Genomic DNA, 7,384 nt, shown 5'->3' on the forward strand with positions numbered 1-7,384 from the left:
CCGGCGTGATCAGTGGAGCCGGATGTGCAGAGCGCTCTGGACAAGGGCCGAATGAAGCCTCACGGACAGCTCCGCGAGCTCTTTCGCGGTGGCCTCCGCATAGGCTCTGGTCTGCGGATTCCGGTGCCGGCGCAAGGGCGCGACCACCTGCTCGATGAGCCCCACCTCGCGATCCGCGGCCGCTCGCATGGCACGCAGGTGACGCGGTTCCAGACCGAACCTGCCCAGATCCGCCACAAGCTTGGCGACTGTGACCATCTCGGCGTCGTAACCGCCCTCGGCGGTCGGAACGACCAGGCCGTACGACTCCCACTCGTCCAGGTCGCTCTCGGCGACCTCGGCGGCCGCCAGCAGCTCGGCACGGCCGATCCGGGCCGCGGTGGCCCGTCCGGGCTCCGCCTCCCAGCCGCCGCCGGTCAGGTCCCGCGGGCCGCCCCCGGACGGGAGGGCGGCCTGTTCACCACGGGCGAGGGCATCCAGATGCTCACGGATGACCTTCAGCGGGAGGTAGTGGTCCCGCTGCATGCGCAGCACCTGAGCCAGCCGCTCCACATCGGCACCACGGAACTTGCGATAGCCGGACGGGGTCCGCTGCGGCTCGACGAGCCCTTCGGCCTCCAGGAACCGAATCTTGGAGATCGTGACCTCGGGGAACTCGTCCCGCAGCCGCAGGAGCACCGTGCCGATGCTCATCGGGCCGTCATCGGCGGTGGCGGTGCCGGCCACGGCACCGCCCGTCGGTGTTCTCAGCATGGACCTTCCCTGACGGGTCAGATACCGCGCTGGCTCGCGTAGAAGACCAGCCGGTACTTGCCGATCTGTACTTCGTCGCCGTTGGACAGGGCGACGGAGTCAATGCGCTCACGGTTGACGTAGGTGCCGTTCAGGCTGCCCACGTCCCCGACCGTGAAGCTGCCGTCGGGGCTCCTGCGGAACTCCACATGCCGCCGCGACACCGTCACGTCGTCGAGGAAGATGTCGCTCTGCGGGTGGCGGCCGGCCGTGGTCAGCTCACCGTCCAGCAGGAAGCGGCTGCCGGAGTTCGGACCACGACGCACCACCAAGAGCGCCGAGCCGAGCGGAAGGGCATCGACGGCGGCCTGCGCCTCGGGCGAGAGGGACGGAACGGCCGTCTGCCCGGTGACCTCCGCCTCGTACGCCTCAAGACCGGAGATGGAGATCGTCGAGGTCGTCTCCGAGGCACGCTCGGGAACCCCACCCCTCAGCGGCGCACCGCAGTTGGAGCAGAAACGACTGGCCTCGGCGTTGCGATGTCCGCACCTCGTACAGACCGGCATGGACGAACCCTCCTGCCTGGGCGCGAACTCTCCACCCGTACGTGAGGTCGACGACTCTCCGAAACCTATGCGGCCGGGACCGGCAGGGTCAACAGACGACGCGCCGGAAGCTCCCGAATTGTCACTGTCCGTACCCGACACCTGATCACGGAAGAGCGGGCGCTCCGTGCCCTGCTCGTCCGCCTGGCCATGGCGCGGTGCGCGATGGCGGGCAGCCTCGTCTCGAGCGCTCTTGCCGAACAACTTCCCAAACAACTTCACGGGCGCTTCCCCTTGACCGAAATAGACCCGCCCGTGGGGCAGGACGAACCCTGAATGAACACACCTGCCGACCCGGACATCCTCACAACGTCCGTATCCACTCGACAGTTTCCACCACGCACCACCAATACGATGCGGCGACCCCCCGCAACCTCGCGTCCGTATCCTTCGTCCCCTCCGCGTCGGGGCCTCACTGGGACGACGACCGAGCGTAGTCAGGCTGCTTCGCCGGTCGCAAGGCGTCCACGACGATGTCGTCGGCCTGCGCGACCTGCACGGTGGCCTGCTCCTTCTCCAGCGTCTGCACCACACCGCCCGGAATGTTCAGCGCCGGCTCCAGATCCTGGGGCTTGCCGATCACCTCGAAGACGTATGGCGCGCTGATCTTATGGTCGTCGACCCTGACGTTGCCGCCGTCACCGGAGAAATATGTATTGGCGACCACACGCACTCCGTTGACCTCGATCGCCTCGGCGCCCGCCGCCCGCAGCTCCTGGAGTGCGTCGAGCAGCATGTCCGCCTTCACCCCGTCCCCGGGATCGTTGACGGTGAGCGTGATCCCGGGCCCGTGTGCCGCCACGGTGCCCGCGAGAACACCGAGTTGCCGTTCCTTCTCCACCGTCTGCTTGCGCGCCTCCTCGGCCTGGTCGGAGCTGTTCTCCAGCTCCGTGCGCTGAGCGGCCAGCCGCTGCTTCTCGTCCTCCAGGCGCTGTGTCCGGTCGTCCAGCTCGTCGAGGATCCGGACCAGATCCTCCTGCCGGGCACCCCGCAGTGCGCTGTTGTCACTGTTGGACCGCACCTGAATGGCCAGTCCGAGACCGAGAACGAACAGCAGTACCGCGACGATGAGTTGAGCCCGCGTCACCCGCGGCGGCCACAGTCCGGCGATCAGCCGCTGACGACCGGTGAGGTCATTGGCGGAGCCCGCAGTCTGCTCGCCGGCGTGCTCCGTGTCGTCGGGAAGTTCTTCGTTGCTCATCGGCCTCAGGCCCGGAAGACGTGCCGACGGATGGCCGCGGCGTTGGAGAAGATCCGGATCCCGAGCACGACCACCACACCGGTGGACAGCTGCGCTCCGACGCCCAGCTTGTCGCCCAGGAAGACGATCAGTGCGGCCACCACGACGTTCGAGAGGAACGACACGACGAACACCTTGTCGACGAAGATCCCGTCGAGCATGGCCCGCAGACCACCGAAGACTGCGTCGAGGGCGGCCACGACGGCGATCGGGAGATACGGCTCGACCACTGCCGGTACCTCGGGCCGGACCAACAGTCCGACCACGACTCCCACGACGAGGCCCAGTACGGCGATCACGATGTGCCCTTCCCTGTGTCTGCCGCACCACTGCCGGTGTCTGCGGCCTGATAAGGCTCTGCTGTACGTACGATCAGGCTCGGCGCGACCGGGAGGCTCACCTTCTGCTGCACGGACATGCTCGTCCGGATGTCGAAGGTGTCCTTGAGCGCCTGCAGATACTGACCGTCGGCACTGTCCTGGAACGCGTTGCCGAGTTGCTTCCCGTTCCCCACCGCCAGCACCGTGTAGGGCGGAACGAGCGGTCTGTTGTCGACCAGTATGGCGTCGCCCGCCGCGCGGATCGCCGACAGGGCCGTCAGACGCTGCCCGTTGATCGCGATCGCCTCCGCGCCGGACTGCCACAGCCCGTTGACGACTCGCTGAAGGTCCCGGTCGCGGACCCGCCCGGTGTCGGCGAATCCACTGGTCTCCCTCGGTCCGCCGCCGCCCTGGTCTGTGTTCTTGGCGTCGTCGACGACGAGTTTCACGCCGGGCCCCTCCACCGGGGTCGCCCCGGCGAGCAGTGCCACCCGCTCCCCCTGGTCCCCGCCGTGCTTCTCCAACGCCTTGCGCTGGCGCCTGCCCACGTCGTCCCGGAGTTTGTCCACCTGCGACTCGAGGGTGTCGGCCGCCGTCGTCTCGTCGTCGATGCGATCGATCAGTTCCTGGCGCTCCTTGGCGAGGACCGGCGCGGAGACACGCGCCTCCGCGGCCCCGAGTGTGACGACGAGGGCGGCGAGCACCAGACATGCGGCCAGGCCGAGCTTCGACTTGAGCGTACGGGGCAGGCCCGCGCTCCCGTCGGCCTTGCGACGCGCCGATGCCTCGGCGTATCCGTCGTCCAGGCTGTGGTCCATCACATTGTTCAGCAGCGACATGGATGCGTCGGGACGCGCGGGAGGCGAGGCGGTACTCCGATCGGGGGGCTGCTGCGACATGCCGCACATCGTCGCACGTCGCCGCCGCTACCGCCGAATGGCCCCACCGGTGTGCCCGAAGGCGCTGTCGGCCACCGTCGGACACACCGGAACAACCGTCACTGACCTGCGCTGTCCACGACCGCCGCCCATTCGTCCAGCAGCGCCTGTGCGGAGGCGTCGTCCGGCCCCTCGGCCCACAGATGGGTGACCGCCTCGGCCCGGTCCGGCAGCACCATCACCCACCGCCCGTCGGCCTCGACCACCCGTACGCCGTCCGTCGTATCGACGCTGCGGTCACCGGCGGCCTCCACGACCCGGCGCATGACCAGGCCCTTGACGGCCCAAGGAGTGGCGAGATCACGGCGCAGGACATGGGCACGGGGGATGCGGGCATCGATCTGGCTGAGGGTGAGCTGTGTCCTGGCCACCAGCCCCAGGAGCCTCACGAACGCGGCCGAGCCGTCGAAGACACTGCTGAATTCAGGAACGATGAAGCCCCCGCGCCCGTCTCCACCGAAGATGGTGCCTTCCTCGCGTCCCACGCGCGTCAGATCGTCGGGCGATGTCGTCGTCCATTCGACCTGCGTGCCGTGGTACGCCGCGACCTGCTCGGCGACACGTGTCGTGGTGACCGGCAACGCCACCCGCCCGCTGCGCCGCTCGGCCGCCACGAGGTCGAGCATCACGAGGAGCGCCCGGTCGTCCTCCACGATCCGGCCCCGCTCGTCGACCAGGGAGAGCCGCTCACCGACCGGGTCGAACCGCACGCCGAACGCGGCCCGCGCCGACGAGACGATCTCGCCCAGCCGCACCAGCCCGGAGCGCCGGGTCTCGGCGGTCTCGGTGGGCCGTGATTCGTCGAGGCCGGGATTGATGGTCAGCGCGTCGACGCCGAGCCGTCCCAGCAGGCTGGGCAGTACGAGCCCGGCACTCCCGTTGGAGGCGTCGACGACCACCTTGAGACCCGCATCGGCGATCCCCGTGGTGTCCACGTTGCGCAGCAGCGATCCGGTGTACGAGTCGAAGACGCTGGACGGGAAGTACAGATCTCCGATCTCGCCCGGGAAGGCACGGCGGTATTCCTGACGTGCGTAGACCCGGTCGAGCTTCCGCTGCCGCGCCTGCGACAGGTCCGCCCCCCGCTCGTCGAAGAACATGATGTCGACCGAGTCGGGCACACCGGGCGACGTACGGATCATGATCCCGCCGGCGCTCCCGCGCGCGGTCTGCTGGCGTGCGACGGGCAGCGGTACGTTCTCCAGGTCCCGGACATCGATGGCGCTCGCCTGAAGGGCCGAGATCACCGCTCGCTTCAGAGCACGGGCACCGCGGGAGTGATCACGTGCGGTGGTGACCGTCGAGCCCTTCTTCAGAGTCGTGGCATAGGCGCCGGCGAGCCGGACCGCCAGTTCCGGGGTGATCTCGACGTTCAGGATCCCGGACACGCCCCGGGCGCCGAAGAGATGAGCCTGCCCGCGCGATTCCCAGATCACCGAGGTGTTGACGAAGGCGCCCGCCTCGATGGTCTTGAACGGGTAGACGCGGACATTGCCCTGAATGATCGACTCCTCACCGATCAGGCATTCGTCCCCGATGACCGCGCCGTCCTCGATGCGGGTCGCCCGCATGACGTCGGTGTTCTTGCCGATCACGCAACCGCGTAGATTGCTGTGCTGGCCGATATAGACGTTGTCGTGCACCACTGCCTTGTGCAGGAATGCACCGCTCTTGACGACCACGTTCGACCCGATGACCGTGTGCTCGCGAATCTCAGCACCGGCTTCGACCTTTGCGTAGTCCCCGATGTAGAGAGGTCCGCGCAGCACTGCGTCGGGATGTACTTCCGCGCCTTCCGCGACCCATACGCCCGGCGAGATCTCGAAGCCGTCGATGTCGACATCGACCTTCCGCTCAAGAACATCGGCCTGCGCCTTCACGTAGCTCTCGTGGGTGCCGACGTCTTCCCAGTAGCCCTCGGCGATGTAGCCGTAGATGGGCTTGCCTTCCTTCATGAGCTGGGGGAAGACATCGCCGGACCAGTCCACCGAGACGTCGGCTTCGACATAGTCGAATACCTCGGGCTCCATGACGTAGATGCCGGTGTTGACGGTGTCCGAAAAGACCTGGCCCCAGGTGGGCTTCTCCAGGAAGCGCTCGACCTGGCCACCCTCGTCCACAATCGTGATGCCGAATTCCAGGGGGTTCGGCACACGGGTCAGGCACACCGTGACCAGGCCGCCCTTTTCCTTGTGGAAGGCGATGAGGTCGGTGAGATCGAAGTCGGTGAGTGCATCACCGGAAATGACGAGGAAGGTGTCGTCCTTCAGCGCTTCCTCGGCATTCTTCACGCTCCCCGCGGTGCCGAGGGGTTTCTCCTCGTTGGCGTAACTGAGCTCCATCCCGAGCTCTTCGCCGTCCCCGAAGTAATTCTTTACCAGCGAGGCAAGAAACTGGACCGTCACGACGGTCTCATTCAGCCCGTGCCGCTTGAGCAGCCGAAGCACGTGCTCCATGATCGGCCGATTGGCGACGGGCAGAAGCGGCTTGGGCATGCTTGAGGTCATGGGGCGAAGACGAGTGCCTTCGCCGCCAGCCATCACGACGGCCTTCATGTCGGAAACGTCCTCCTTGAAGAGACGACGGTCTAGCCGACTTCGCCCGTCGGGGCACCATCCGGGTCATCAGAGGCGGGCCGGCCACACTGCGCGGCACCGCGTCAACGAGCTCAATCGGCTACTACATCCGCCTTGACGAGCCGGCGGACCTGAACCACGTAGAGGATCCCTGCCCACCAATAGAGCGTTGTACCCCAACCTGCGAACGCCCATCCGAAAATAGCGGCCAGCGATGCCAGCCAACCACTTCCATCGCTGAGCAGCAACAAGGGGAACGCGTACATCAGGTTGAACGTGGCCGCCTTCCCCAGGAAGTTCACCTGGGGCGGCGGATAGCCATGACGCCTCAGGATTCCGACCATCACGAGGAGCATCAGCTCACGGGCCAGAAGTGCTGCGGTGAGCCAGAGCGGCAGGATCTCCCGCCAGGTCAGGCCGACGAGGGTCGAAAGGATGTAGAGGCGATCCGCGGCAGGGTCCAGGAGCCGGCCGAGGCTGCTGATCTGGTTCCACCGGCGGGCAAGCTTACCGTCGAGGTAGTCGCTGATGCCGCTGAACATCAACACCAGCAGGGCCCAGCTGTCGCTCTGGGGACCGCCGAACACGGGGCGAAGAATCAGCCACAGGAAGAGCGGAACCCCTACAAGGCGAGCCATGCTGAGGATGTTGGGGATGGTGAGTACCCGGTCCGTCTGAACCCGAGTCTCCTGGACCTCCACCCGGGGGCCTCCTGTGAAGAACGTGCCAATGATGCCCCCTGACCTTACCCTCAGCCTCCGCGGTCGGTTGCACAGGGGTGACGGCAAAGATCTCATGAACGCAGAAAAGCCCCGTGCCACAAGGGCACGGGGCTTTCCCGTAAAAGGAGTTCGGCGGCGTCCTACTCTCCCACAGGATCCCCCCTGCAGTACCATCGGCGCTGAAAGGCTTAGCTTCCGGGTTCGGAATGTAACCGGGCGTTTCCCTAACGCAATGACCACCGAAACACTAT

At 66.8% G+C, this 7,384-nt stretch carries 7 protein-coding genes and 1 rRNA gene; all 8 read right to left on the reverse strand.

From position 1 onward, the window contains the following. Positions 1-9 precede the first annotated feature (9 nt). The 8 genes from ACFVX4_RS37380 to rrf all read right to left on the reverse strand — a co-directional run bounded on the left by ACFVX4_RS37380 (position 10) and on the right by rrf (position 7,377). The gene (locus tag ACFVX4_RS37380) at positions 10-753 is read right to left on the reverse strand and encodes a MerR family transcriptional regulator (RefSeq protein WP_389986599.1); all 744 of its coding nucleotides are present in this window, start codon (positions 751-753) and stop codon (positions 10-12) included. Positions 754-770: 17 nt separating this feature from the next. Further along, positions 771-1,559 (reverse strand): FHA domain-containing protein, encoded by a 789-nt coding sequence (locus tag ACFVX4_RS37385; RefSeq protein WP_266422403.1) that lies wholly within the window; start codon positions 1,557-1,559, stop codon positions 771-773. 190 nt (positions 1,560-1,749) lie between these two features. Then, positions 1,750-2,538 carry a DUF881 domain-containing protein gene (locus tag ACFVX4_RS37390; RefSeq protein ID WP_389986602.1) on the reverse strand — a complete coding sequence of 263 codons (789 nt, stop codon included), beginning with the start codon at positions 2,536-2,538 and terminating at the stop codon, positions 1,750-1,752. 5 nt (positions 2,539-2,543) lie between these two features. Then, the gene (locus tag ACFVX4_RS37395) at positions 2,544-2,876 is read right to left on the reverse strand and encodes a small basic family protein (RefSeq protein WP_003970459.1); all 333 of its coding nucleotides are present in this window, start codon (positions 2,874-2,876) and stop codon (positions 2,544-2,546) included. Continuing rightward, entirely contained in the window at positions 2,873-3,796 is a 924-nt protein-coding gene (locus tag ACFVX4_RS37400; RefSeq protein WP_389986605.1) for a DUF881 domain-containing protein, read from the reverse strand. The genes ACFVX4_RS37395 and ACFVX4_RS37400 overlap by 4 nt, the downstream gene beginning before the upstream one ends. Positions 3,797-3,894: 98 nt before the next feature. After that, positions 3,895-6,390, reverse strand: a complete 2,496-nt coding sequence (locus tag ACFVX4_RS37405; RefSeq protein ID WP_266422395.1) for a mannose-1-phosphate guanyltransferase — start codon at positions 6,388-6,390, stop codon at positions 3,895-3,897. 113 nt (positions 6,391-6,503) lie between these two features. Further along, positions 6,504-7,112 carry a CDP-alcohol phosphatidyltransferase family protein gene (locus ACFVX4_RS37410; RefSeq protein WP_389986608.1) on the reverse strand — a complete coding sequence of 203 codons (609 nt, stop codon included), beginning with the start codon at positions 7,110-7,112 and terminating at the stop codon, positions 6,504-6,506. A gap of 148 nt (positions 7,113-7,260) precedes the next feature. After that, positions 7,261-7,377, reverse strand: a 5S ribosomal RNA gene (gene rrf, locus ACFVX4_RS37415). Between the last annotated feature and the right edge of the window lie 7 nt (positions 7,378-7,384).

Origin of the sequence: Streptomyces sp. NPDC058240, from assembly GCF_042882135.1 — a bacterium.
Classification (GTDB): domain Bacteria; phylum Actinomycetota; class Actinomycetes; order Streptomycetales; family Streptomycetaceae; genus Streptomyces.

Excerpts from the sequence above, each read along its gene's own strand:
- ACFVX4_RS37390 (WP_389986602.1), bottom strand. The coding sequence starts at position 2,538 with ATGAGCAACGAAGAACTTCCCGACGACACGGAGCACGCCGGCGAGCAG.
- ACFVX4_RS37405 (WP_266422395.1), bottom strand. The coding sequence starts at position 6,390 with ATGAAGGCCGTCGTGATGGCTGGCGGCGAAGGCACTCGTCTTCGCCCC.
- ACFVX4_RS37400 (WP_389986605.1), bottom strand. The coding sequence starts at position 3,796 with ATGTCGCAGCAGCCCCCCGATCGGAGTACCGCCTCGCCTCCCGCGCGT.
- ACFVX4_RS37380 (WP_389986599.1), bottom strand. The coding sequence starts at position 753 with ATGCTGAGAACACCGACGGGCGGTGCCGTGGCCGGCACCGCCACCGCC.